The sequence below is a fragment of the Levilactobacillus parabrevis genome (genome assembly GCF_044051715.1).
In the GTDB taxonomy this organism is placed as follows: Bacteria; Bacillota; Bacilli; order Lactobacillales; family Lactobacillaceae; genus Levilactobacillus; species Levilactobacillus parabrevis.
Window position 1 is genome coordinate 2529339 of the sequence record NZ_CP168688.1, and the last position, 24305, is coordinate 2553643.

A 24305-nucleotide genomic window follows, 5' to 3' on the forward strand; every position below is an offset into this window, starting at 1 on the left:
CCGAGATACTAGTGATAACTGCTTTTTTTGAATTTATTCCATTGCCTTCGGGATGGTGAAAATGGGCCGGGACACTGAGGGCGGACGCTTAAAGCCATAGGACGGTCTTTAGGCTTGCGGGTGAACCTCTGAGGACCGAGTTTCACCCGCACCAATTATCTAAGCGGCGTAACCCACCGCTAAGATAATTCCCACAGCTGGGCCCATTTTCACCATCCCTACGGCTTTACATTAATCTAGCCCACCAGCATTATCACACCTCACATTTAATCTGCATGCCTCTTTCTCCGCAACCAGCAATTTCATTCTCAAATTGTCCAACACAAATAATAAACATCCATCAAAAAAGGTAGCCACTCCGGATCACTACCGGTTGGCTACCTTCAATTCACCCGTAACACTCTAAGCGTTAGCGGCTTTTTTCTTTTTGTGCTTCTTCTTTTTCTTTTCATCGCCAACGTATTCGACCGCCGTGGACGTCCGAATCGTGGTGACCTTGATCTTACCGGGATACGTCAGCTTGGCTTCAACCTGCTTGGCCACTTCTTGAGTCAGCTTAGCCGAAGCGCTGTCATCCAGTTCCTGTGGCTTGACGATGATCCGTAATTCCCGACCAGCTTGGATGGCGTAACTTTCCGAGACCCCAGACTGCTCGTTGGCAATCTGTTCCAGCGCGCGTAGCCGGTTGATGTAATCTTCAACCGATTCGCTCCGGGCACCAGGCCGGGCACCAGAAATGGCATCGGCTGCGGCAACTAGGTCGGATAGTGGTGACGTCTTCTCAACGTCGCCATGGTGGGCCGCAATCGCATTGATCACGACGTCCTCTTCGCCATACTTCTGGGCAAATTCCGTTCCGATTTCCACGTGGGTCCCCTCGACTTCGTGGTCGATGGCCTTCCCCAAGTCATGGAGTAAGCCGGCACGGCGAGCCAATCGCGTGTTGTATCCCAAGCGTGCGGCCATGGCACCGGTCAACTGCGCCACTTCAATCGAGTGAAGCAACACGTTTTGACCATAACTGGTCCGGTACTTGAGACGCCCAATCAGCTTCATCAGATCGGGATGCATCCAGCCCACGTGGAGCAGGCTAACGGTCTGTTCCCCGGTCTCCCACAGGCTGTGGTTGACGTCACGCTGGGCATTTTCGACCTGTGTTTCAATCTGCGTTGCGGAGATCCGCCGACTAGCGACCAGATTGGTCAGAGCCACCCGGGCCACTTCACGGCGAATCGGATCGTGCGTGCTGATGAATAACGTGGTGTTATCGTCCGGCACGAAAATCAAATCAGTCCCGGTCAACGTCTCGAGAAGGCGAATGTGCTGGCCCTCGCGACCGATGATCTTACTACGAATCTCACCATTAGGGACGGTGACGGTGTGTTCCAAATGTTCTTTCGGCAAATCCTGCGGACCACTCTCGGTGGCGGAAAGCACCACGTCCTTGGCCCAGCGTTCGGCACTCGCCACGGCGTTGTCGTTCAGCGCCTTGACTTCAACGTCACGATCACGCTTTAATTCCAACTCGGTGTTTTGGACCACCGTGTCTTGCGCGGCCTTTACGTCCATCCCCGCCTGTTCGGCCAGCGTTTCCTCACGCTTCTCACGCAATTCTCCTGCCTGGTCGCGGCGCAAATGAATCGCTTGCCGTTGATCCCGGTTAGCCTGGCTACGCTCATCCAGCATGGCCGTCTGGTCGTCTAAGCGGACGGCCATCTGCCCCATAAGCTGTTCACGTTGTTGACGCCGTTGTTCTCTTACCTGAATGTCACTCTGCTGTTCGGTCAGTTCATCTTTTACGGATTGTTGATAGGCCAAGGTATCGCGCCGGCTCTTTTGGTTAAGCTGGTCCACCTTTGCTTTGGTCTGCTCGGTCGCCTGGGCAATAATCTCGCGGGCTTCTGCTTGCACCGCCATTAATTCTGCGCGGTGTTGTCGCCGTCTGATGAGGTAGCCGAGCACCAGCCCGATCAACAACAGACCGATAATTAGTCCTGTTATTAACAATATGCTGTGCTCCTTAGTTTTCAGTCCCGAAAGGCTCTCGGGTGGGTTGGTCACTTATCTCGTTAATTATACGCTATTTACGGCCACAACCCAACCGTTCACGTGCGCGGTTTTTCCATAGCCATCGGCACAAACAGCCAGCACAGTAGCGCCAGCTTGAAACCACTCGCTACCCATAAAACATCGAGCGCCGCTAAATTGGCGAGTCCAACGCCCACAGCACACCCTAATAGGAAGGTGACCAGGACTAGGATGAAGCGGAAGAAGCGGTTGCGAGCGACCCGATTACCATCGATCAATGCCTGGTAGGCACTCGTTGCCATATTTTTCGTATTCCCGGTCATGATGCCATTGTTGATGGCAATCCCGCCAACTTGCCGAAAGATCGTCAGCTCAAAGCCGGCCATGATCCCAAGGAAAAACAACAGCCACTGCTCCGGCAGACTACGCTGTAGCCCCGCCAGCGCGGCGTAAGCCACCACATCAATCAGCATTAGCCACCGCATTTGCCGGCGATGATTATGCTCACCCACGTGTTCGCTCAGCCCCTGTGCCACAAAGCAACCCAGAAAGTAGCCGACCCACACGAATCCGTTGACCCACGCAGCCTGCCAGCCACTCGTGACCAGTTTGACCACGCCCACGATCAAGTTTCCCGTCTGCGCGCTGACCAGAACTTCGCCGTGTTTGAGAAAGGTGTCGGCATCGATGGCCCCCATCAAAAGGGTCGCACCCAGGCCCAGCACCGTATCGGTCACCGGCCGAAATTGCCGCGTCGTCTCCGTTTCCATGTAAATCACCTACCTCCCAACCAACTTTAATTACTTCACATATTCCGCTAAAAAGGCCTTAACCTTACGTTCGTACAAAGCTGGGCTATGAGATAGCGCCGCAGCATGCTTAGCGCCCGGCACGATCAACAGTTGCTTAGGGCCGTTGTCGGCGCGGTAAACTTGGTAGACCATCCGCGTTGGCACGAAGGTATCTGCCCCACCGTGAATGAACAGCATCGGCTTATGATTCTTCTTGACTGCGGCTACGGCGTTGGCATCCTTGAAATGGAAGCCGGCTTTGACCCGTGCTACCGTGCTGGTTAACGGCACCAACGGCCAATAAGGAATGTTGTACATCTGCTTGGCCTGGTAGGTGATTTCCGCCTGGGCATCGGTGTATCCACAGTCTTCAATATAGGCTTTCAGCTGACTCGGCGTCTTCAAGCCGCTGGTCATCATCGTCGTGGCGCCCCCCATGGAGACCCCAAATAAGACGACCTGCGACTGTTTCCCTTGCTTGGCGATGACCTGATTGACCCATTTCAAATAATCCTTGCTCTCATAGTAACCATAACTGATGACTTTCCCCTGACTCTGCCCCTGACCACGGGTATCCGGAATCAGCGTGTTGTAGCCCTGTTGATGGAACATGGCGACATAGCCGCCCATAGCTTCCTTATTGGAGCCGAAGCCGTGGACCAGTACCACCGTCTTCTTGGTAGATTTTGCCGCTGGAATGTAGTCCGCGACTAATTTCAAATTGGCCCCGGCAGCCTTTTCCGTCCACCGTTGCTTCTTCACATTCTGATACCACTTCTTCTGGCTATACATCGGGTCACTCTTCTTCAGGGTTGTCCCACTCGCGACAAAGTCTTTCTTACCGCTAGCCACCGTCATGTTGTAGAAGTACAGGCTCGCACCCAGCAAGCCCCCTGCAATCAGCACGACGATCACGCCGAGACTGATCAGTCCCCATTTCTTTCGTTTACTCACGATTGTTGCCTCCCAATTCTCCGCGCCCGCCGCGATGGGCCTGCGCACAATTTCTCTCTTCCGTTAGTATACGGAGTTCTTTCTTCCAGCGCAATCGATACGAAATTTGCTATAATAGGCACAACATGCGCCGTCAACATGCGATTTCACCGGGTTACACCCGCTTCATTCAAGTTAAAACACTGCCTAGGAGGGCCTGCTTATGAAATATTCTTTGAATTGGGATCTCGATTCACTCTTTAGTGGCGGCATCAACTCCGCCCAATTGAAAACGAAATTGGCACAGACCAAGACTGCCATTGCGGCCCTCGGCGATCTCCTGGACCGCTGGGATGCGGCCAGTGACGCCCCACAGTATCAGCAATTTTTAAAACTGATCACCCAACTTCAGGCCATCAACAACGCCATCGGCCAGGCGGGTATCTTCATCACTGCCGTGGGTTCCGCGGATGTTAATAATCCCGACGTGGCCCCGATGGAAGCCCAACTACGGGACCTTGGCACCCAGGCCGACAACGTGAGTGGTAAGCTCAAGAAAGTTCTAGTTCAGGTTCCCGACGTTAACTTTGCCGAGATGTTGGCCCAACCCGACCTCAAACCCATCGCCTTCAATTTGAAGGAAATGCGCGAGGATGGCAAGGAATTACTGGACGACAAGACCGAAGCCCTCATCAGCCGGCTCAACCTCGATGGCAAGGCCGCTTGGAGTTCTCACTACGACTCCCTAGTTGCCACGGTCACCGTGCCCTTCCACGATGCGGACGGTAACCCCGCCACGCTATCTGCCGGACAAGCCGACAACAATCTGCTGGGAAACGCCGATCCGCAGTACCGGGCCGACCTCTTACCCGCGTGGGAACAGGCTTGGACGGACAAGGAACAACTCTTTGCCGACACGTTGAACCATTTGGCCGGCTTCCGATTGACCGAGTACGCTGCTCATGGAACGACTGATTTTCTGCGTGAACCTTTAAAGGACAACCGGTTAAGCGCCGAAACCCTGAACACCATTTGGCAAGTGGTCGACAATAACAAGCAATTTCTGCTCGACTACCTCGACCGTAAGGCGGCACTTTTAGGTAAGAAACACGCCGGCTGGCAGGACGTGGAAGCGCCCCTGAATTTGCCAGGTAGCCAGCTCCACCACTTCACTTACGACGAGGCCGCAGCCTTCATTATCAAGCACTACGGTGAATTCTCTCCGAAGATGGCCGCCCTCGCACAACGGGCCTTTGAAAATCGCTGGATCGAAGCCGAAGATCGGGCGGGCAAAGCACCGGGTGGCTGGATGGAAAGTGCTCCGGAGACCAATGAATCTCGGATCTTCATGACCTTTACCGGCTCGCCAAACGATGTCTCCACGCTGGCACATGAGTTGGGCCACGCCTTTCACTCCAGTGTCATGGAGGACTTACCTCAGTTGCGGCAAGATTACGCCATGAACGTAGCGGAAACGGCCTCAACCTTTGGCGAATTGATCGTGGCGGATGCCAACGTGAAAGCCGCTAAGACCGATGCGGAGAAGATCACGCTGATCAACGCCAAGATGGATAATCCACTGGCAATGTTCCTGAACATCCGCGCGCGGTTCCTCTTTGAAACGCATTTCTACCAACTCCGGCAGAAGAAGCTGGTCACCCCAGCTGAACTGAACGAGCTGATGTTAAACGCCCAGAAGGAAGCCTTCGGTCACGACCTGTCGACCTACTCGCCTCATCTGTGGGCTAGCAAGCTGCATTTCTACATCGACGAACCCGCTTTCTACAACTTCCCTTACGTCTTCGGTTACCTGTTCAGTCTGGGGATCTACGCCAAGGCCCAGCAGGAGGGTGACTTTGAGGATAGCTACATCGCCTTACTTCGAGACACGGCAAACATGTCCACCGAGGAACTGGCGCAGAAGCACCTCGGGGTCAACCTGACCAAGCCGGACTTCTGGTTGGCTGGTGTCAAACTGATCAAGCAGGACGTCGCAGAATTTATGCGACTAACCGATTCACTGGTGAAATAGTCAACTTTCGGTTAAAAACAACGCTAAGTGGTATAATAAGCGTAAAGACTATCGAAAGAAACGGGTGAGTTGAATGTTTTCTGAACGACTTCGGGCTTTACGGCGCGGTCAACACATTACATTGGAACAACTGGCAACGGCCTTAAACGAACAACAGTCCGTGGGGCCGGACGATCATTCCAAAAATACGGCTTCACAGATTGGAAACTGGGAACGGGGTATCCGGACGCCTTCATTCGTTGAAGTTCGTAAGCTCGCGGAATACTTCGACGTCACCATGGACTACCTCACTGGGAAGGCCGAACGCGATGAGTACGACCTCGGACGGTTGTTCCTCTCTGGTAAGCAGCTTAGCTTCAACCGGGAACTGTTGAGCGGTCGCGATCGTTACGAAATCTACCAACTGATCGATGGCTACCTGCACGGCCGGGAAAACCGGGCTACGCCGCAAGATACCAACCAGCAGGAAGAATTGGATCTGCATTTAGACGACCATTAATACGATGAGTCGGCCGGTTCTCGCCGGTCGACTTTTTATTGGTTCTGGGGTTAAAATTGTGTTTATAGTCCGCCTTACCCCGCCTGCGGCTGCCAGAATTCCACCTGCTGTGGGGTCGCTTCCAGCCAAAGTCCGGGCTTCCAGCTCGACTTGAAGCTGCGCCCAAGTCGCGCATCTCCAAGCTCGTCCCGTGCCGTAAGACCGGGGAAAACCTAACACCCGCTCTAACGCCACCGACACAGCTGGCTCCATCCTGGCCTCCTCCGGCTATGGTCTACCGTCAGTCAACTCCAGTGGCCACCCCCAGAATCAAAAAACAGGTCGCCACTAACTTCATCTTAAAGTTGATGTCCAGCCACTAAGATAATTCTCACGGCTAACACAGATTTAGCCCCATAGACCCAATTACAATCTTTTCTTATAGTTATTAAAACCTTGAATTAACATTATAAAAACTCAAATTCACTTTCGAAAGGACCCTCTCCCTTGAATCCTAAAAAACTCAAAAAGCTCAAGAAAAAGATTCGCCATCAACCCTTAAATCAGCGAAAAACCGCCTACATCGCGCGGATGACGGACTATTATCATCAGTTCAATGATTTTCCTGCCGTTAAGATTCTAATCAGTAATATCCTGCTGGCCGACCGGATGCTGGCTGCTGGCGACTTGCCACAACAAGTCCCGCTACTACAGCTACCTGATGACGTGCAGGATCAGATCTTTAAGAAGTTGGGCGAAAAGTACCCTGCCGGTGACGCCGTTGGAGATAAGCTCTGGAATGAGTTGACTGCCGCTCTGCCCGATTTAGACCACGACTTGCGGTCCTTCCGCGATTATTTGGAAACACACTATGGGATGTGGGCCTATACGTCCGCCCCATTTGTGACCGACCTCGCGAAATTCGTGGGTAACCGGGCCGTGCTGGAAGTAATGGCTGGTAACGGCTACATTTCTAAAGGCCTTCGTGACGCCCACAAGACGGTCTACGCCACGGATAGTCAGGCGTGGACCAGTGAAAACGAAACGGGTCGGCACCCGCTGACAGCCATCGAACCACTGGCCGCCGTCAACGCCTGGGAAAAGTATCAGGATGAGGTCGGCGTGGTCGTCATGTCCTGGTCTCCCGATGGCTTACCGCTGGATTGGGAATTGCTACAGGCTATCCGGACCGCTAACAAGGACGTGGACTTCGTCGTCATTGGCGAACCCCACGGTGCAACCGGCTCCGAGGACTTCTGGAATCACGCCGAGCTCTTGGAAAACAAAGATACCCGCGCGCTGAACCACCACTTCACGCCGATTGACTTGGTCAAGGACCACGTTTACCTCGTGAAGTAGCCCGTCAAATATTACAAATTAACAAACTAGCCGCTACCGGTTTACCCAATATTAACCTTTTGATATTATATTAGAGGTTAATCGACATAGGGAGGGCTCCATTTATGGTAGCACTGGGGAATATCTTATTTTACGGTCTGGGAACTTTGCTGGCCATCGCACTAGGTTACGCGGTGTTCGCAAGCTATCAGGCCCATCGTGATGAGTAACTAAAAGCAGGAATTTCAGACTTTCTCTATTGTGGAGAAACCTGAAATTCCTGTTTTATTGATGATTCACGGTTGCTTACAATACAATCTTACTGATATTCCGCCCAAACCAGAACCAGACTCAGCACGAACATCAGCCCAATGGCGATGGCGTGCCAGCGCTTATTGCCAACGAAAATGGCGATGTATTCGCGAATGATGGCGTTGGGTAGAAAGAACTTCGCCGTATGGGCGCCGATACCGTTGGCTTTCAGACCGGCCTTGCGGGCAATCATCCCCGCACGAAAGGTGTGGTAGCCGTTGGTCACAAAGGTTATCCGCGGTTGAACGGTGCCCCGGGCCGCGATGATCTTCTTGGAAAAGACCATGTTCTCATAGGTAGTCTTCGATTGATCTTCAGCAATCGCCTGTTCAGGCGGCAAGCCATGGTCAATAGCATACTGACGCATAGCCACCCCTTCCGACACCGTTTCGTCGGCACCCTGGCCTCCGGAGAAAATGATCACGGGGCCTTGGCCAATCTTACGCAGCTGCTTACGGTAAAATTTCAAGGCGCGATCGATCCGTTGGCCCAGTAATGGGGAAACCTCATCCCCATTTAACAGTCCAGCCCCCAAGACAATCAGGTAATCCTGCCGGTAACGGGGATGATTGAACTGATAAATCACCAGCATCGTTAAGTAGTTGTAGAACCAAAAGAGCACATAAAAAATAACCATGCCAGGAAATAGATTAATGAACGTGGCCAGCGGTAATGGCAGGTAAAGCGAGGTCAGCCGCATGATAAACGGTGCCAGTAGAATTGCAATACCTAGAAATAACGTCAGCATGTTGGCCAGTGTATGACTCTCGCGGCGCCAGACAATCCACGCATTCCACAGCAAGAGGAAGGCCTGGAGTGCGAACGCCATCCCAATCAGCAGGATCACCCCGATGAAGGCAATCAGACTAAAGCCAAACAGGAGCTTGTTGCCGTATCCCATAATCGAGATGGCCAGCATGACCATGGTGCTGTAGAAAAATAGTGAAAACCAGATGCCATTGCTCAGTCGCCGTTTCTCGATGGCATAACGGGTAAAGAAGATGGCGCCGAATAAGAGCGGCACCAACCAGCCCCAATAAACGACTGGCGGGATACTAAATAATTCATCTTGCATGAGACTCCTCCAAAACAATTGATAGGTTTAGGATACCACGTCCGGCCGGTTGCGCCAAAAAGGCCCATCTGCATGTTTTGATGGGTCTCTTTAACGTCTGCGAATTTCAAATAATGCATTTCAGTCTAACTCAATTCAATTTGGAAGCCTAGCCTCGTGCCTAATAATCTTGAGTCTCATCTTTAAACCACGTTTCAATTTGTCCACGACTCTCTAACTTCTGGACCGGAATACCTGTCAAAGCTTCATGCAGTCGACAATTTCTCCGTTGCTCTGGTGTTTGCTTTAAATCAAAGGGTAGTCCACCCTCCGCCACCACTTTTTTATAAAATACTGTCAGTGCAGTCGCTTGATTTAGCCCAATATCTTCAAAGATGGCTTCAGCATCATTGGCTAATTTTTTATCAATACTAATTTGAACTTTCTTGGTGACAGACTTTTTTGTGCCCATGAATTTCTTCCTCCCAGCGGCCTAATATTATCGACAAGGTGTACAACAACACGAAATAATAAGTCACCTTTCCAAAAATACAGTATTCAAATACCTAAAACAATTTATCACTATCTGCCGGTGTCAAAACGGCCATCAGCACCAACTCCGCCAAGGTGAAAACCAACGATATTGGTGGCCAGTAAAAGATGAGAGCAATCACACCCGCCCAGATCAGCCAGAACCAAACATTCGCGTGTAGTCGGTAAGCCGGCATTTTCCGAATTTTCTCGGCGATTTCTGGATGGTCCTTCCGGTTGGTTCGCATAACGGTATAGGACAATGCCGCGTAAGCCAAGGCCCACAGCGTGAAGATAAAGAAATAGAACAACTCCGGTTGGACATCGTTAATAAACCGTCCAGCCCAAGCCGTCGAGACCGGCAACATACTCATGGTCAGAATCCAGAGATTATTGACCCAATAGATTTTCTTCGTCACCCGTTTGGTCAGACTGAACATGTAGTGATGGTTGTACCAAGCCACACCGATAAATAGAAAACTAATCAAATACGCCACGAGATAGCTCCAGTTCGCCATTAGCGCCGTAAACGTTGGTTCCTCCGGTGTCTTAAACTCCAGCACCATGATGGTTAGTGCAATCGCGATCACCGCATCCGTGAAAGCCTCCACGCGTCCTTTGTTCATCCAAAATCCCCCTCAAAACATTATGATAGTTTTAGAATAGCATAACTGTTTATAGGCGGGGTAGATAAGGTCTCACATGGTGTTGGATAGCTACTAGCGGAACTTCTAGCTTGAAGAAATTCTTTTGAGAATTTGAAAGCCGGTAGCCCCGGTCGTGCACCGTCCTTTTATAAATCCCCTTATTTTAGGGGGCTAGCCAAACCTCCGGCAGTCCCGTATACTACGCAAACCATCTGAATTTGGCGCTAAGACTTGTGGCTTAAATTTACTTACTCTGGTCGCTACTCCCAACCATGCTAGTCTTCAATTTAACCACGCAAAAAAGGCCACCATGACGGCAGCCTTTTCACAAACATCACACAGGATCTACGGGGGTAAAGGGTCGATTATTTGCTGTGTGGTGCCTTAGGGTGGAGCACCGCGGCCTTTTGGGGGATTGTTTGGTCACGGCCAAGATACATCTGGTAGTACGGTGGTACGGCGTTGACGACCTTCAGGAGTTTCTCCGTCAGAGCGGGCAACTCTGCGGGGTCAACCTGTGGCAAGTCCGCCACCGTCACATCGCCATGGATACCTTGGAATCGCTTGAGCCGTTCCAAGAGGTACCGGATGTCGTAACGCGAGGGGTTGACTTCCAGTGGCTTCTTGTCGAAGTTCAGCAGTTGGTAAACGGCTTCTAACCCGGTCCGGACGGAAGTTTCTACCGTGAAGACCACGTCATCGTCAATTTCCACAAACTGCCCTAACAGGCCCAAGTTGGTGCATCCAGCTGGCACGCCCAGCGGACGATCGTCCGCCTTACGCGGCATGAACTGGCTGGTACAGTATGGCATCATCGCCGTCGACATGTAGGTGTGGGCGAGAACTTCATCCTTGATGTCGAGCATTCCCAGATGGTAGAGCAGTTCCGTCAGGATTTCATCCCCGGTACAGTCCCACATCCGTTTCTTGATGTAGTTTCCTTCGTTCTCACCATACAAGCCGTATCCCCAGCCAACTTCTTCATCGTCAGCTTGATATGGGAAGAATGGCTTATGATGGATTTCAAACGACATGTCCCAGTTGGAATCCTTGAACGTCATCAGACCACCCGTACCAGCCGGACTGCCAGACATCTCTTCGATCCGTTTGAAGAATTCGGGGTAATCCTTAACCGTTGGGAAGAATGAGATCCACTTGGTCTTGTCGATCTGACCTAAGAACTTTTCAGGATGGCCAAACTTCGCATCCTTCTTCGCTAAATTCTGCCAAATCGTGAAAGTTCCCATGTCCTCAGTATCGCGGTTCGTCGGTGCCACGGTGTGGTTGTCACCAAAAGTACTGTTTTCACTGATGGAACCGGTCGTGACGAAGACCAAGTCCTGCCGGTTCACATGAACATTGGCAGCGTTGCCGTCACGGGTTGCGATAATTTCATTGACCGTGTTGTTGGCATCGGAGAAGCCCAAGTCGGTCACGTTAAAGTTATTTTCAAAGTGGACACCCTGGTCGATCAACCAACGTTCGATCGGTAAGATGATGGCATCGTATTCGTTGTACTTCGTGTGCACGAAGCCTTCCAAGTATTCGTGCCGAGAAATGAAGGTGAACCGTTGCCAGTAACGCCGACATTCGATCGCACTGTGGTAGTGTTTGAAAGCCAATTGACTGTGGAAGCAAGTCCAGAAGTTGGTGCGGAAGAAGCCGGGGTCGAAGAATTCGTCCAACCGTTTGTCGGCCAACTCCTCTTCCGTCGAGTTCACGATCAGTTGCATGGTTGCCGCATATTCTGGCTTTAATTTGTAATCGTGGTAGTGACTGTCGATTTCACCTTGGTTGATGATGACCCGCGCTTCACTGTGAATGGGTTCATCACGGTTAAAGTCGACCACGTCATCCAACACTGTCCGCCCGAGATTCTCCAGTGATGGAATCTTACTGCAGAGGTACCACAGACATTCCATGTAGGGTTCCAGCTCACGTTCGGCCCGACACAGGTAACCTTGGCTATCCTTGGTTCCGTCCATCGAGCCCCCCATAACGGGCTTCTTCTCGAAAATCGTAATGTTACGCGCTGGCATCTGTGCGTCGTCAATCAGAAATACCGCAGTTGCCAGTCCAGCAATCCCACCACCAACAATATTGGCACGTCGATCGTCAATTCCAGCCGGTTTTAGCGGCCGATACATCGTTTGATAGATATTCATGGAGATGACCTTCTTCGTTTTGGATTTCTTGCTTGTCTCAACGATAAGGCCAGAAGAAAGCGGAAACAATTGACAGAAAAAGCGGGTTGTCAAGATTTTGACAGCTCGCTGGGAATGTAAAAATTCAGTTTAGTTTGTTCTTCACCAGATAAGTTGGCGGCAACGTGATTTTAAAGATTGAGTCCGACGCCTACTCCGCGTATTTATGTAATGCCTTTTTAAAGTCTCCCTGAATCAGCACGCCGGTCTGTTCAACGATGTCACTGGGATCCTCTTTGAGTCCGTCCTTGACCCACTCGAAGATCAACGCAATGAAGGCCAGACTATAGAAATGTGCAATAAAGTCCTTGTGCTTCTGCGCCACTTGCATGCCCACTGCTTGGCGCTCAACAACGGCTATGATGTACCGGTAAAGCACGGCGTAGATGTACTTCTCCAGCAGGTCACGGTACGCCGACTGGTAGGTATTCTCCACCAGATAACGATTGGCCTTGATGGTTACCATCACATTGTAGAAGCCGTGTTGCCAATTGTCATAATCCGCGACGTTCTTGAGTGATTCCGCCGTGGCCTCCTTAGCCGTCCACTCAACTAGCTCGTAGATGTCACTGAAATGATTATAAAAGGTCTGCCGTGTCAGGTCACAGGCATCAACGATCGATTTGATCGTAATCTTGTCGACCGGCGTCCGCTGTAACTGGGTCACGAGCGCCGCCGAAAGCCGTTGCTTGGTATTCTTTCCCATAGGTCATCGCCCCTCACAAGGCTAGTATATAATGATTAGCCAGTGGGAACAATGGCTGAACGGTGTTACCGACGGGTTTTCGTGGGCAATTGTGGGAAATCAAAAGCCACCATTGCTGGCAGCCTCCGGGGAAATCTATTGAATCGCCGTGACATATTTACTGTTGGCAGTAATGTAGCCACCAACCACCTTGTAGCGCTTGGTACCAGAAGCCGTGTGGGCATAGTCCCAGCCCTTAACCGTGAAGACCGTCCCCTGCTGGTAAGCCTGCACAACCTTCGTCAGGTTAACGTCTTCGTAGCGGCGAATCATGGTCTTCGCCCGAACGTATTTAATCGGCTTAGACTGTACCTGATAATCAAGCTGATTATCGGCAGGATTGGCCTGAGACGTTGTCCTAACATGGGTCATCTCACTGGTCTTGACGCGTTTCACCACAGCCGCCCTAACTGATGTACTCGGTGACAACGTGTTCTTTTGGTGGCTACTCATCGACCAAATGAGGTTCCAACCCACGCCAACGCTCAATACAACCGCTAAAGCCAAGAGTCCTTTATACCACTTCTTCATAAATTATTTTCCCCTTTATTTATCGCCTTCATTTATTAGTTTTTTCTATGTAAAAACTATAACATTAATTTAATGATAAAAGATACCACATATTTGTCAATATGGTCAATAGCCTTAATTTATATGGCTATTAAATTAGCCGATAACATAGAAGGGGAACTCTATCAAAGAGATTATATAATTTCGAAGTATTTCGTTAACACTATAAAATTAACCGCTTACAATTTGGAAAAACTAAAATCAAAGCGATTAGGTCCGCACCCATAAACTTATTTCTTACAAAATAACTACTGCCATGAGCGCAAAAAAAAACGCCCAATCGGCCAAAGGCCAATCAGACGTTTTTCACACAGCATTCGTCGAAACGAATGGATTTATCTCGGAATCCACATTCCCTCAAAATCAGACACGTCACAATACGGTGACATATGTGCCCTGCTGACAAATTCACCTAGCCGCTTGCGCGGACGCCCCTTGCAAGCAAGGAACGCGTGATTTCTCGACTCATCGCATAGAGACAATACTACCACAGCCATTGTCCCAACGCAAGGTTATTTCTTCTTTACATCAGTCTCTTCTTTATTGGTCGCAGCGGCTTGAAGCTTTTCAATCTGCAGACCTAACCAGTCATGCAGACTTTGATCAGCCGTAGCAGCCTGATCCACATAGGTCGCGGCCGGTGCCAATGCATCAATTCGCAGACCAGAAACGTTGATGTCTGGCGTTTCAATCACAGCATAGACGTTGAGCTCACGTTCTTCGTCCGTTTCCATGATCTTACCGATGGTCTTGGTATCCTGCAATGGCAAGTTAATCACGCTCAGTTCCAACCGCACGGAAACCTCCGTATCGGTCACGTTTAACTCAGCTTGCGCCAACTTGTCCGCACTGATCTGTTGCCGGATGAAATCCGCCAACGGAGCCATCACGCCATCTGGATCCGCAAAGAACTTCGCTTGCGTGGTCTCCGCTGTGAAATGTTCCAGTTTATCATCCGCTACCGCGTCAATAAACGTCTGTACTTCTCGCTTCATTTACCCACCTCGTTTTGATGCCGAAATCTTTCCCGGTCGTGTTTATCTCGCTCGCGCTTCCGTAACCGTAGCGCAAGAACTAACCAGTAGGCGTTGATCACCATCACGGCGATACTCCCCGCCGACATCAGCACCCGAATCATGAAGGTTGCCTTGTCGTAGCTCCACATCGTGATCAGCACGCTAATCAGAGACAGCGTGTAGAGCGCAATGACCAGCCCCATCAGGTAAAACGAAGGCTTCCAGTCCAATGCTGCCAACACAATGGTCACCGCATACAGGGCGATTGCCAAGAAGGTGGACCGCCAAAACTCACTCATGGACGTGGCCAAACCGACAAACGTCCGGGACATCAGAAAATTAATCACTAGGAAACCAAACATCGAGATGATGGCCCAGGAAATCACGTTACGATCTTTCATTTAGAATTAAACTCCTCAATAAGTGCTAAGTAATTAAAAGCGTGGCCCCAATCGACCACGCTTTCGTCAATTTCATTTTCTATTCTAACGTATCTAGCCTATAAAATCAGCAAATCCACTAATCTTAGACGATAATTAATCGACTAACAGGTCCAGCACGTCCTTGGTATCAATCCCGTTGAAGTACAACTGCGTGTTGACGCTGTTCAAGACAGCCCCCACATGTTCGCGGTCGTAGCGCACACCCTTGAGTTGATCTGCCAATTCCGTGGCATCACTTGGCCCAAAGAAGTCACCGTAGAATTTGATATTTTCAATCTTCCCATTGTCGACCAACAACCGTGCATCGATGGTCCCAGCCGTGAAGTGTTGCCGCTTCTTGACCGTAAATTCAGGAGAATTGCCGTAGACCCAATCCCAGTTAGCGTAGTACTCGTTAAAGATTTTATCGATAGCTGCCTTTTCGCTGTCGGCAATCTGAACTTCCTTGTCAGCAATCGCATCGAGACTGTCCACGTGGAACAATTCCTTCAGTAAGGTATCTCGGAATTCGGGTACCGTCAGATTTTGATATTCTGGTGCTAAGTAAGGCTTTAGGTTCGTGACCCGTGAACGAACGGACTTGATGCCCTTCGACTTCATCTTGTCTTCTGGCACATTCAGCGTGTGGGCAATCACATTTTGGTCCACGTCGAGCATCAACGTCCCATGAGAGAAGGTCTTACCGCTGTGTGAGTACATCGCGTTCCCCGAGAACTTCTTGCCATCAACTAAGATGTCATTCCGGCCGGAAACTTCCGCCGTTTTGGCCCCCATGGCGTGCAAGGCGTCCACGATGGGTTGAACAAAGGATTTGAAATCGCCAAATTCTTCACTGTCGCTATCAACCACGAAGCTAAAGCAAAGATTGCCGAGATCTTGATAGACCGCACCACCACCCGATAACCGACGGGTGACCGTGATGTCATTTTCCTCCACGTATTTTTGATTGATTTCTTCCAACGTGTTTTGATTCCGCCCAACGATGATGCAAGGTCCTTCGTAGTAGAACAAAACCAGTGGCTCATCGAACTTCTTATTGTTCATTAAGTACTGCTCGGTTGCTAAGTTGTGACGAATATCATGTGACTTCATGGCATACCAATACATAACTCAAAAACCCCTTTCGAATTAACCAACCGCCGGGTAACGACCCCGGCTACGATAAATGATAGCACGCATTGGAACCGATTACAATTTAGCGCCAATATAATGGAAAAGAGTGTGCAAACCGCCTCACTTTGATGCCGCGAAAACGGCTTAAGGACTGGGTAATACAGGGATTTATGAAGTTACTTATATTATGTAAAACTGCTGATTTTACTTTCATCGGAATTTGGATGGTAGGTTAACTTATCTCTGTGGAAACTTTTGCTGGTTCGGGGGTGCTTTATTTGAGTCGAGAAGCCAGGCTGCTATTTTTTACTGGTTCAGAACCTTTCTCTCCAACCTCACACTGCTGAAACGTGCTCCACAAGGCAGACTCCTGCGCTTAACCCCAATAAGGAAAAAGCCAGATTACTACTTTTCACTAGTTCGGCGCTTTTCCCTCTAATCTCACATTGCTGAAACGTGCTCCACAAAGCAGCTGGTTGCGCTTAACCCCACTAAGCCAAAAATCCAGGCCCGGGATTTTCAGCTTAGTGACGTTAATGCTCGCCAGCTAATCGCTTTGTTCCGCACTCTTTTACACAAAAAGATCCACACCCAACAGAGTGTGGATCCAGCCCCCGTCAGAGTTCACCCCTGGCGGTTATGACTGTTATTAATGGTGGCCTTAGTCACCATTCGAGTTTGTACCCTTATTATAACGCCGCTAACTAAAGTTTAGTAGCATTTAGCTCACAAACTAGTCGTTAATTAGACGCCGGAAATAACCGTGAGCGTGGAGGTCTTGTTTGAGGTCAGTCATCGTGAATTGATGATAGAACTTCCGGTAATCCTCATCGGCTAACGTGAACAGATCCGTCAGTGTTTGCGAAATATTGGCAGAAATATCGGTCGTGTCCGTGGCCTTCGTACCCTTAGAATCGCCTGTAATGAACCGTGCGTAGCTAATTGTCGGTGGAATCGTCAGGTCGTAAAGTTCCCCCACGTTGATTTCATCAAGGCTCCGAATTAATTGGTACCCGCCATTTTTCCCAACGGAACCCTCAATGTAGCCTTGCTTGTGCAACACGGAGAGAATATTGCGGATCATCACCGCATTTAATTGTAGTGACGTTGCTAGTTCGCGGCTCGCAATCTTCCGGGGACGATTTTCGTCCAGGTAGAGCAGGCTGTGCACGGCAACGGAAAAGTCTAATCTCATCGTCTAGCCATCGCTTTCAAAAAGTCTGTAATCAATACTGGTATCATACCACATTCCGTGACGTAACATCTCGTTCTCTGACAATCAATGAGCAAATTCTCATCTCGAATATACATGCATAACTTTTCAAAAGTTTGTATACATTAGCCCTGTTAATCATTGGTTCAGCAAGCAAATTACCCAACTTACACCATTTAAGTTAAATTTTTTATCATTTTATAAGTTATCTGAGAAGATTGATATAACAAAGTTTATGAGGATTTTATGAATAAATTATGACTACTTTTAAGAATTAAGGGGTTGTAAATGAGAATTTGATTAACTATAATCAAAAACAATTATTGTTCAGGAGCGAATTGAATACGCAAATGCGTTTATTCATCAGGCTTCATCTACAAATGAGAGGTAGATTAGAACATTGGGAGGGATTTCCGTGGAAACCGCATCAAACTTTCTAAACATTAAGGACGTCAGCACGGCTTTCAAAATTAATGGCCAGTACTACGACGCCATCTCCCACATTAACCTCCAGGTCCAACACGACGAAATTCTCGCCATCGTTGGTGAATCAGGTTGTGGTAAAAGTACCCTGGCCACTACCATCATGGGTCTCCATGATCCGGCAGAGACTAAAATTTCCGGCGAAGTAGACTTCGAAGGCACCGACCTCCTCAAGTTAGATGAAAAAGGTTATAACCAATTCCGAGGCGCTAAGATTGGAATGATCTTCCAAGATCCTCTGTCAGCCTTGAATCCATTGAAGCGAATTGAAGAACAAATCAGCGAAGTCATGGACTATCACACCGACTTATCCGCTGAAGACAAGCACAACCGCGTCATTGAACTGTTAAACCAGGTTGGGATCGTTAATCCTCAACGAACGGCGCGTCAATTCCCCCATGAACTTTCCGGTGGGATGCGCCAACGGGTCATCATCGCCATCGCGATTGCCTGCAAGCCAGACTTAATCATCGCCGATGAACCCACCACGGCACTGGATGTTACCATCCAAGCACAGATTCTGGATGTACTACGCGACATTCAAAAGGAAAACCACGCTGGTATCATTCTTATCACGCATGATTTGGGCGTCGTTGCTGAAACGGCCGACCGAGTTGCCGTCATGTACGCTGGCCAAATCGTCGAACAGGGGACAGCCGAACAGGTCTTCAACACGCCTGAACATCCCTACACGCGGTCCCTACTGCGGTCAATGCCACAACGGGACAACGAAAACGATGACCTCTACGTCATTAAGGGTAACGTCCCTTCCTTACAGAAGATGCCAGCCAAGGGTGACCGGTTCGCTCCCCGAATTCCCTGGGTCCCTGCCGAGGCTCACGAAGAAAATCCAACGATGCACGAGGTCGCACCGGGCCACGAAGTCCGCTGCACCTGCTACAAACATTTTCAATTTCCAGATGAGCAAGGGAGCGTGACGGTATGAGCTTAATCGAAATCAAAGATTTAAAAGTCCACTACCCCATTCGCTCCGGGTTCTGGAATCGGATCACCGATTCCGTCCGGGCTGTGGATGGTGTCAGCTTCAACATTGAAGCCGGCGAAACCTACGGACTGGTTGGCGAATCTGGTTCCGGCAAGTCCACTACGGGGAAATCCGTAGTCGGGCTGGAAAAGGTAACGAGCGGTTCCATTATGTACAAGGGCCTCGACATCACCCAAGCCGAGAACCGGCGTAAGTTGGATTACAACCACGATGTTCAAATGATTTTCCAAGATTCCCTATCCAGTTTGAATCCACGGAAACGAATCGAAGACATCATCGCCGAACCACTCCGCAACTTCGAGCATCTCAGCAAGGACGACGAAAAATTACGGGTTTTGCAATTATTAAACATTGTCGGGCTGGATGCCGATGCGCTCTATAAGTATCCTCACCAATTTTCCGGTGGACAGCGGCAACGGATCGGGGTCGCCCGCGCGGTGGCTACCAATCCTAAGCTAATTATCGCCGATGAACCCGTCTCTGCGCTGGACCTTTCCGTTCAAGCACAGGTGTTGAACTTCATGAAGAAGATTCAACGGGAATTCGGTATCTCCTATTTATTCATTTCCCACGATTTAGGGGTCGTGCGGCACATGTGTAACAACATTGCCATCATGAACCGCGGTCGGCTGGTCGAGATTGGCACCCGGGATGATATTTACAACCATCCCCTCCACATCTACACCAAGCGTCTCTTGGCTGCCATTCCTGAAACCGACGTCAACTCTCGTGAGGCCCACCGGGCTTCTCGGTTAGCCGTTGAACAGGTCTACCAAGACCAACAGAGTAAGTACTACGACGAGAACGGTGCGGCCTACCCTCTGGTGCAGGTCACCCCAACGCACGCCGTGGCCTTACCACAAACTATCGCGCAACAACTCGCTAGCCAGGAAGGGGAGGTGCAGGCCTAATGTGGAAAACGATTCTACGGCGTTTCTTAATCATGATTCCGGAAGTCATTATCCTAAGTATTCTGGTCTTCCTCTTGGCCAAGGCGATGCCCGGTGACCCGTTTACCGGCTCCATTAACCCAAAGGCGGACCCCGCACAGATTCATCATTTAATGAAAATCAATGGGTTGTACGACCCTTGGTACCAACAGTATTGGAATTGGGTCGTTCACTTGTTCCACGGAGACTTAGGGAACAGTTACCAATACCAGGAACCCGTTACTCGTCTGATCGGTGGCCGGGCCGGCAACACCTTATGGTTGGCCCTCTTCACCATGATCCTGACCTACGCTTTCGCCTTACCAATGGGTGTCTACGCCGGTCGGCATGAAGGTAAATTACCCGATACTATCATCCGAGTCTACACCTACGTCACTTACTGTATTCCCTTCTTCGTTATCTTAGTTATCGGAATCTGGATCTTTGGTTACGTTCTGGGTTGGTTCCCTACGACCGGATCAATATCGTCAGACGCAACTGGTTGGCTACATACCTTCGGGTCGCGTTTCTACCATATTCTATTACCTGGTCTTCTCGGAGCCTTGTTCGGGACCGTCAACATCGTCCAGTACTTACGTTCCGAAGTGATTGATTCCAAGCATTCCGACTATGTGCGGACGGCGCGTTCCAAGGGGGTCCCAAGCAAGGACATCTACCGTCACCATATCTTCCGGAACTCCTTGCTTCCAATTGCCGCTTTCGCTGGTTACTCGATCACCGGTTTGTTAAACGGATCGATCTTTACCGAAACGGTCTTCTCTTACCCCGGGATGGGTTTACTCTTTGTGAATTCCATCAGCTTCCGGGACTACACGGTTATTACCGCACTGGTCCTGATTTACGGGATTTTGAACCTGATTGGGACGTTACTTTCAGATATTATTCTCAGCATTGTCGATCCACGAATTCGAATCCAGTAAAGGAGGCTAAAACAGAATGGCAGAAAATTTCGAACAACACTCAGACATTTCCGCAGCTGATTTAGCCCGGCTGACGCAAGAGGCTCAGGCAGAAGCCACCCCTTCGACGGCTAAAATCATCTGGAGTGAATTCAAGGCGGACAAACCCGCCATGGCAGCACTCATTATTATCGTCGGTTTCATCCTCTTCGTGATGATTGGGGCCTTGTTCATCAACACCCCGAAAATGATGGAGACCAACATCATGGGTTATTTCAACCAACCCTTTACCGCGGACTTCTGGCTCGGGGCCGATTCCGCCGGTCGTTCGGTCGCTAAGCAATTGATCGTCGGCTCACGGAACTCAATTGGGATCGCCATTGGCTTGACGGTCATTTCATCCACCTTCGGGATCTGTTGGGGCCTGATTTCCGGGTACTTCAACGGTTACATCGACTGGGGGATGCAACGGATCTACGACTTCATGATGATGTTACCAATGACCATGATGATCATTGTTCTGGTTACCATCATCCCACACTACAACTCCGTCACCTTAACGTTCATCTTCTCCATCTTCTACTGGGAAGGAACATCACGGCTGATTCGATCACGGACCTTAGCCGAGTCGGAAAAGGATTACGTGGCCGCCTCTAAAGCTTCCGGGACCAGTCATTGGAAGATCATCTTTAGAGAAATCATGCCGAACATTTCGTCGTTGATCATCGTGGATTGTACCCTGTCCTTCGCCGAGAACATCGGGGTTGAAACTGGGCTTTCCTACCTGGGCTTCGGGCTACCAAGCCAGACGCCTTCCCTAGGGACCATGATTGCCAACGCCAACGACCCGAACAACATCACGCAGTACTGGTGGACGTGGTTACCGGCCGCACTCGAAATCATTATTCTTTGTTTATCAATTAGTTACGTTGGCCAAGTTCTGCGTCGTGCTGCGGATTCCTCACAACGGCAAGGTTCCGTCAACTAGTCTTAAAAATCATAGCCCATTTGAGGAGATGGTGGCCACTCAAACAGTAGCTTTTCAGCCTAGCGTAGTAATGACGAGTGATCCTGAGGAGAATTACCCGCCCGTCTCATAAGAGGATTTTTAAAATCAAGGGGGAAACATAGTATGGATAAGAAAAAGCTCGCATTGTCTGCGATGGCGGTCCTCGCAACCGTCAGTCTCGCAGCATGTTCCAGCAAAAGTTCATCCAGTTCTAAGAGCGGAACCAGTGGTGCTTCCGTTCAATTAAAGGCTGCCTACAAGAACACCAAGGCAACCGACAAGACTGCGACAAAGAACAGTACATTAAAGCTTGCCGAACCAAACGACGCGCCATTCCAAGGGATTGCTGATCCCGTTCTGTCGACCAACGCTGAAGATGCCGACGTCTTCTCACCTGGTGGTGACCAACCCGGCAACACCAACAGCCTGTTCCATACCGACAAGAACTTCAAGATTATCAAGGGTGGGTTAGCTAACGAAACCATCAACCGGAAGGCTAAGACCGTTACGATTACTTTGCGTAAAGATGCCAAGTGGTCAAACGGTTCCGCTGTAACCGCAAAGGATATTGAATATCCATACGAAGTTATTGCCAACAAGAACACGACTTCTCAACAATATTCTGCTGACTACAACGCCATCAAGGGGATGGCTGCTTACCATACTGGTAACGCCAAGACCATCTCTGGGATCACCTTCCCCGACGGTCAAAAGGGCCGGACTGCCGTTATTCACTTAACCAAGGTTACCCCTGCCATGAAGTACGTTGGTAACTCATTTATCTGGAGTTCTGTTGAACCTTATGAATACATCAAGAACGTGCCAATTGCTAAGTTAGCTTCATCCAAGCAAATTCGGAAGAACCCCCTCTTCACGGGTCCTTACAAGCTGGATAAGGTGGTCGAAGGTGAATCCACGACTTGGTCACCTAACAAGTACTACTATGGCAAGACACCACAAATCAAGCACATCTCGATCAACGTGGTTTCTTCCAACAACATCGACAAGGCTATCCAATCCAACAAGTACGACTTCACGGTGCCTAACAGTGTCATGCACGGAACCGACTACAAGCAATTGAAGAACGTCAAGAACTACAAGATTGTCGGTCAACCAGCCTTGGCATACGACTACTTTGGCTTTAACGTCGGTCACTACGACACCAAGACGCAAAAGAACGTCATGGACAAGAACAGCAAGATGGCCAACAAGAGCTTGCGTCAAGCTATGATGTACGCTTTGAACCTCGATGCTATCAGCAAGAAGTTCGGGAACGGGGTTACTTGGCGTGCCAACACCTTGATTCCACCAATCTTCGGCAAGTACTGGGATTCTTCAGCCAAGGGTTACCCTCTGAACATCAAGAAGGCTAACAAGTTACTGACTGACGCCGGCTACAAGAAGCGCGACGGTAGCAAGTGGCGTACTGATCCTAATGGTAAGAAGTTAACCATCTACTTCGGTGCCATGACTGGAACTTCCGCCCAAGCCGCTGAATACCAAGACTACCTGCAACAATGGCACAAGGTTGGCTTGAACGTTAAGTTTACTGGTGGTAAGACGATGGAAATGAACAGTTTCTACTCCACTCTGCAAGCACCAAAGCAAAGCAAGGTTGATGTCTACGCCGCTGCCTGGGGCTTATCATCCGAACCTACCCCTACGCAAATCTACGGTGAAAACGCTGTTTACAATATGGGTCACTTCGTATCCAAGAAGAATACGCAATTGATGGCTAACATGAACAACAGCAAGGCTTGGAACGATGCTTACCGTGCTAAGGCCTTCAAGCAATGGCAGAAGTACATGAACGAACAAGCTGCCGTTGCCCCAGGTTCCTTCAGTTACAACTGGGGTCCTGTCAACAAGCGGGTTAAGGGCTTTGACATGGGCGCTGCTAACAACAACTTCTGGACTAACCTGTCATTAACTTCTTCAAGCATGAAGTAAGCTGATGTAGCGTTAGGTTCACTGGAACCGTCGCTTCCTTCGGGAGGCGGCGGTTTTGTTGTCCTTACGGTTAAAAGCCTTTCGCCTGCGGCTGCCAAGGATTCCGTCTGCTGTGGGGGCCGCCTTCAGCCAAAGTACGGGCTTCCGGCTTGCCTTGAAGCCACGCAAAACCCACGTGTCTTCAAGGTCATCCCATGTTGTAAGACCGGGGAGAACCAATCGCCCGGCCTAACAACATCGCCACAGCTGACTGCATCCCCGGCCTCCTCCGGCTACGCTAGCTTTAAACCTAAGTAAGACAACAGCACCACACAGGCCACCTCTATCTCTATGCCGATACACTCCCTCTCAACCATCACAATCGCCATACCTGTCGTCACAACTACACTCTCCTCCTATCTCAGTTTCTGTATTCGCCACTATACGCGAATGCCTGACAAACACCAAGCATTGAATCCCCGCCACATCAGCCTTTATAAGCATTTTAATAACGCTGGAGGTCATGGGACACTAACCAGCAGGCCCAAAATTATCTCGCTGAAATACCACCCCGATATTTA

General features: G+C 49.9%; 21 protein-coding genes. 8 read left to right on the top strand and 13 right to left on the bottom strand.

All coding sequences use genetic code 11. The features are described 5' to 3' along the window. Positions 1-402 precede the first annotated feature (402 nt). From rny to ACEPSU_RS11735, 3 genes are all read right to left on the bottom strand, one after another. Positions 403-2007, bottom strand: a complete 1605-nt coding sequence (gene rny, locus ACEPSU_RS11725) for a ribonuclease Y (RefSeq protein WP_260338433.1) — start codon at positions 2005-2007, stop codon at positions 403-405. A 98-nt stretch (positions 2008-2105) separates the two neighbouring features. Next, positions 2106-2798 carry a YoaK family protein gene (locus tag ACEPSU_RS11730; protein WP_395321830.1) on the bottom strand — a complete coding sequence of 231 codons (693 nt, stop codon included), beginning with the start codon at positions 2796-2798 and terminating at the stop codon, positions 2106-2108. A gap of 30 nt (positions 2799-2828) precedes the next feature. Continuing rightward, positions 2829-3773, bottom strand: a complete 945-nt coding sequence (locus tag ACEPSU_RS11735; RefSeq protein WP_395321832.1) for an alpha/beta hydrolase — start codon at positions 3771-3773, stop codon at positions 2829-2831. Positions 3774-3975: 202 nt separating this feature from the next. On the opposite strand from ACEPSU_RS11735, the gene ACEPSU_RS11740 reads away from it, so the two are divergent. From ACEPSU_RS11740 to ACEPSU_RS11750, 3 genes are all read left to right on the top strand, one after another. After that, positions 3976-5784 (top strand): M3 family oligoendopeptidase, encoded by a 1809-nt coding sequence (locus tag ACEPSU_RS11740; protein ID WP_395321834.1) that lies wholly within the window; start codon positions 3976-3978, stop codon positions 5782-5784. A gap of 73 nt (positions 5785-5857) precedes the next feature. Continuing rightward, positions 5858-6283: a helix-turn-helix domain-containing protein gene (locus ACEPSU_RS11745; RefSeq protein ID WP_020089112.1), complete on the top strand. Its 426-nt coding sequence runs from the start codon at positions 5858-5860 to the stop codon at positions 6281-6283. A 486-nt stretch (positions 6284-6769) separates the two neighbouring features. Continuing rightward, a complete protein-coding gene (locus ACEPSU_RS11750) occupies positions 6770-7621 on the top strand; it encodes an SAM-dependent methyltransferase (protein WP_395321836.1) in 852 nt (283 codons plus the stop codon). Between the two features lie 298 nt (positions 7622-7919). Here ACEPSU_RS11750 and ACEPSU_RS11755 read toward each other — a convergent pair whose 3' ends face one another. The 10 genes from ACEPSU_RS11755 to ACEPSU_RS11800 all read right to left on the bottom strand — a co-directional run bounded on the left by ACEPSU_RS11755 (position 7920) and on the right by ACEPSU_RS11800 (position 17430). Continuing rightward, positions 7920-8987 (bottom strand): YdcF family protein, encoded by a 1068-nt coding sequence (locus tag ACEPSU_RS11755; RefSeq protein WP_260338439.1) that lies wholly within the window; start codon positions 8985-8987, stop codon positions 7920-7922. Between the two features lie 160 nt (positions 8988-9147). Further along, the gene (locus ACEPSU_RS11760; RefSeq protein ID WP_020089106.1) at positions 9148-9438 is read right to left on the bottom strand and encodes a type II toxin-antitoxin system RelB/DinJ family antitoxin; all 291 of its coding nucleotides are present in this window, start codon (positions 9436-9438) and stop codon (positions 9148-9150) included. Between the two features lie 94 nt (positions 9439-9532). Beyond that, positions 9533-10123: a TMEM175 family protein gene (locus tag ACEPSU_RS11765; RefSeq protein ID WP_395321839.1), complete on the bottom strand. Its 591-nt coding sequence runs from the start codon at positions 10121-10123 to the stop codon at positions 9533-9535. A gap of 386 nt (positions 10124-10509) precedes the next feature. Then, the gene (locus ACEPSU_RS11770) at positions 10510-12309 is read right to left on the bottom strand and encodes an oleate hydratase (protein ID WP_395321841.1); all 1800 of its coding nucleotides are present in this window, start codon (positions 12307-12309) and stop codon (positions 10510-10512) included. Between the two features lie 190 nt (positions 12310-12499). Further along, positions 12500-13054, bottom strand: coding sequence for a TetR-like C-terminal domain-containing protein (locus ACEPSU_RS11775; protein WP_395321843.1), 555 nt, complete (start codon positions 13052-13054; stop codon positions 12500-12502). Between the two features lie 135 nt (positions 13055-13189). Next, a complete protein-coding gene (locus ACEPSU_RS11780) occupies positions 13190-13624 on the bottom strand; it encodes a DUF5776 domain-containing protein (RefSeq protein WP_020089101.1) in 435 nt (144 codons plus the stop codon). Between the two features lie 551 nt (positions 13625-14175). Next, positions 14176-14658, bottom strand: a complete 483-nt coding sequence (locus tag ACEPSU_RS11785) for a hypothetical protein (RefSeq protein WP_395321845.1) — start codon at positions 14656-14658, stop codon at positions 14176-14178. Next, entirely contained in the window at positions 14655-15080 is a 426-nt protein-coding gene (locus tag ACEPSU_RS11790) for a hypothetical protein (protein ID WP_395321847.1), read from the bottom strand. The genes ACEPSU_RS11785 and ACEPSU_RS11790 overlap by 4 nt, the downstream gene beginning before the upstream one ends. A gap of 135 nt (positions 15081-15215) precedes the next feature. After that, positions 15216-16229, bottom strand: coding sequence for a lipoate--protein ligase (locus tag ACEPSU_RS11795; RefSeq protein ID WP_020089098.1), 1014 nt, complete (start codon positions 16227-16229; stop codon positions 15216-15218). Positions 16230-16968: 739 nt separating this feature from the next. Then, entirely contained in the window at positions 16969-17430 is a 462-nt protein-coding gene (locus ACEPSU_RS11800) for an Rrf2 family transcriptional regulator (RefSeq protein ID WP_020089097.1), read from the bottom strand. A 433-nt stretch (positions 17431-17863) separates the two neighbouring features. Between ACEPSU_RS11800 and ACEPSU_RS11805 the strand changes: the two genes are divergently transcribed. From ACEPSU_RS11805 to ACEPSU_RS11825, 5 genes are all read left to right on the top strand, one after another. Further along, a complete protein-coding gene (locus tag ACEPSU_RS11805; RefSeq protein ID WP_020089096.1) occupies positions 17864-18877 on the top strand; it encodes an ABC transporter ATP-binding protein in 1014 nt (337 codons plus the stop codon). Continuing rightward, on the top strand, positions 18874-19848 hold the full coding sequence (locus ACEPSU_RS11810) for an ATP-binding cassette domain-containing protein (RefSeq protein WP_260338449.1): 975 nt from the start codon (positions 18874-18876) through the stop codon (positions 19846-19848). Before ACEPSU_RS11805 ends, ACEPSU_RS11810 begins: the two co-directional genes overlap by 4 nt. Next, positions 19848-20807 (top strand): ABC transporter permease, encoded by a 960-nt coding sequence (locus ACEPSU_RS11815; protein WP_260338450.1) that lies wholly within the window; start codon positions 19848-19850, stop codon positions 20805-20807. Before ACEPSU_RS11810 ends, ACEPSU_RS11815 begins: the two co-directional genes overlap by 1 nt. Before the next feature lie 16 nt (positions 20808-20823). Further along, on the top strand, positions 20824-21774 hold the full coding sequence (locus ACEPSU_RS11820; protein WP_020089093.1) for an ABC transporter permease: 951 nt from the start codon (positions 20824-20826) through the stop codon (positions 21772-21774). A gap of 144 nt (positions 21775-21918) precedes the next feature. After that, a complete protein-coding gene (locus tag ACEPSU_RS11825; protein ID WP_395321851.1) occupies positions 21919-23745 on the top strand; it encodes an oligopeptide ABC transporter substrate-binding protein in 1827 nt (608 codons plus the stop codon). Positions 23746-24305 lie beyond the last annotated feature (560 nt).

Bases quoted from the DNA above. Each gene is read 5' to 3' on its own strand.
- ACEPSU_RS11740 (WP_395321834.1), top strand. From the start codon at position 3,976: ATGAAATATTCTTTGAATTGGGATCTCGATTCACTCTTTAGTGGCGGC.
- ACEPSU_RS11760 (WP_020089106.1), bottom strand. From the start codon at position 9,438: ATGGGCACAAAAAAGTCTGTCACCAAGAAAGTTCAAATTAGTATTGAT.
- ACEPSU_RS11800 (WP_020089097.1), bottom strand. From the start codon at position 17,430: ATGAGATTAGACTTTTCCGTTGCCGTGCACAGCCTGCTCTACCTGGAC.
- ACEPSU_RS11755 (WP_260338439.1), bottom strand. From the start codon at position 8,987: ATGCAAGATGAATTATTTAGTATCCCGCCAGTCGTTTATTGGGGCTGG.
- ACEPSU_RS11780 (WP_020089101.1), bottom strand. From the start codon at position 13,624: ATGAAGAAGTGGTATAAAGGACTCTTGGCTTTAGCGGTTGTATTGAGC.
- ACEPSU_RS11810 (WP_260338449.1), top strand. From the start codon at position 18,874: ATGAGCTTAATCGAAATCAAAGATTTAAAAGTCCACTACCCCATTCGC.
- ACEPSU_RS11825 (WP_395321851.1), top strand. From the start codon at position 21,919: ATGGATAAGAAAAAGCTCGCATTGTCTGCGATGGCGGTCCTCGCAACC.
- ACEPSU_RS11745 (WP_020089112.1), top strand. From the start codon at position 5,858: ATGTTTTCTGAACGACTTCGGGCTTTACGGCGCGGTCAACACATTACA.
- ACEPSU_RS11770 (WP_395321841.1), bottom strand. From the start codon at position 12,309: ATGAATATCTATCAAACGATGTATCGGCCGCTAAAACCGGCTGGAATT.
- ACEPSU_RS11730 (WP_395321830.1), bottom strand. From the start codon at position 2,798: ATGGAAACGGAGACGACGCGGCAATTTCGGCCGGTGACCGATACGGTG.
- ACEPSU_RS11775 (WP_395321843.1), bottom strand. From the start codon at position 13,054: ATGGGAAAGAATACCAAGCAACGGCTTTCGGCGGCGCTCGTGACCCAG.
- ACEPSU_RS11820 (WP_020089093.1), top strand. From the start codon at position 20,824: ATGGCAGAAAATTTCGAACAACACTCAGACATTTCCGCAGCTGATTTA.
- ACEPSU_RS11815 (WP_260338450.1), top strand. From the start codon at position 19,848: ATGTGGAAAACGATTCTACGGCGTTTCTTAATCATGATTCCGGAAGTC.
- ACEPSU_RS11795 (WP_020089098.1), bottom strand. From the start codon at position 16,229: ATGTATTGGTATGCCATGAAGTCACATGATATTCGTCACAACTTAGCA.
- ACEPSU_RS11765 (WP_395321839.1), bottom strand. From the start codon at position 10,123: ATGAACAAAGGACGCGTGGAGGCTTTCACGGATGCGGTGATCGCGATT.
- ACEPSU_RS11790 (WP_395321847.1), bottom strand. From the start codon at position 15,080: ATGAAAGATCGTAACGTGATTTCCTGGGCCATCATCTCGATGTTTGGT.
- ACEPSU_RS11785 (WP_395321845.1), bottom strand. From the start codon at position 14,658: ATGAAGCGAGAAGTACAGACGTTTATTGACGCGGTAGCGGATGATAAA.